General features: G+C 70.1%; 1 protein-coding gene and 1 pseudogene. Both read left to right on the forward strand.

Going from position 1 to position 1,468, the window contains the following annotated elements:
* Positions 1-292, forward strand: a pseudogene (locus tag J7E68_RS17525) (ABC transporter ATP-binding protein); the annotation flags it as partial.
* Positions 289-1,468, forward strand: a 1,180-nt coding sequence (locus J7E68_RS17530) for an FtsX-like permease family protein (RefSeq protein WP_215174757.1), incomplete at its 3' end; no start/stop codon positions are given. The pseudogene J7E68_RS17525 and the gene J7E68_RS17530, both read left to right, overlap by 4 nt.

The following is a 1,468-nucleotide window of genomic DNA, read 5'->3' on the forward strand; positions in this document are numbered from 1 at the left end:
GCAGCAGCGCGGGGCGATCGCGCGAGCGCTCGCCACCGAACCCGACCGCGTCTTCGCAGACGAGCCGACGGGCAACCTCGACTCGAAGACCGGCCGCGAGGTGCTGCAGCTGCTCGCCACCGCGAGCCGCGAACACGGCCAATCGATCGCGATGGTCACCCACGACGCGATCGCCGCGAGCCACGCCGACCGCGTGCTGTTCCTCGGAGACGGTCGGATCGTCGCCGATCACCCGCGCCAGACCGCTGAGGAGATCTCGGCGTACATGCTCGCGGCCGAGGTCGCGGCATGAGCGCCGTCGTCGAGTCGGTCGCTCGCACCGTCGTGCCGCAGACGACGGCGACAGGGCCGCGACTGGCCTGGCTGCGCGACCGTGGCATGGGCGCGAGCGTGCTCGTGGCGGCGCTCTCCGCTGCTTTCGGCGTCGTGCTCGTCGAGACCACCGCCTATCTCGGTGCCGTGTTGCAGGCCGACCCCTTCATCGGCGACAGCGAGACGCTGGCGCTCATCGTGGGACTGCTGTCGGTGCTGCTCACCGGCGTCGCGATGTACGTCGCGGCGATCGTGACCGCCAACACGTTCTCGACGATCATCGCGGGACGCACGCGCCAGATCGCTCTGATGCGCCTGATCGGCGCCACGGCGCGCTCGCAGCGGTCCGAGGTCGGCACGCAGGGCTTCGTCGTCGGGGTGATCGGGGCGGTGCTGGGGCTTGCCGGCGGACTCGCGATCGCGGCCGTCGGCGTGCAGATCGGCTCGGGACTCATCGAGAACGTGCCGCAGGACTTCTCCCTCGCGCAGCCGTTCATCGCGCTTCCGGTGATCGGCGTCGCCCTCACCACCTGGGCTGCGGCATGGGTCGGATCACGTCGGGTCCTCACCGTCACGCCCCTGCAGGCGATCGGCGGATCCGTCGAGCGCACGCACGACGAGGTCTCGCGCACCAGCCGCCACGTCGGCGCCTGGGTGCTGCTGGTCTCGGGTGCGATCCTGCTCGCTGCGGGCGTCGCTCTGGGGCTGGTGCATCCGCTCGGCGTCGTCGTCGCGTTCTTCGGGGGTCTTCTCTCGTTCACCGGGCTCGCGCTCGGATCCGTGCTCTTCATGCCGCCGGTGCTGCGTCTGGTGGGCCGGATGTTCGGATCCAGCGCCACTGCCAGGCTCGCCGCCGAGAACGCTCTGCGCTATCCCGAGCGGTCATCGCGCATGGCCATCGGCGTGGTCATGGGCGTCACCCTCGTGACGATGTTCGCCGTCGCCCTCGAGTCGGTCAAGCAGATGCTGATCGCACAGGTCGAGGGAGAGACGCCGGCGGAGTTCTTCACGCCGTTCGACGCGTTCGCCGCGGTGATGATGGTGCTCGTCGCCGTGTCGGCGGTGATCGCGGCGGTCGGTCTCGTCAACCTGCTGACCATCGGGGTAGTGCAGCGTCGTCGTGAGCTCGGAGTGCTGCCCTCGCTCGGACTCTCCA

The sequence above is a fragment of the Microbacterium sp. ISL-103 genome (genome assembly GCF_018613995.1).
Classification (GTDB): Bacteria; Actinomycetota; Actinomycetes; order Actinomycetales; family Microbacteriaceae; genus Microbacterium.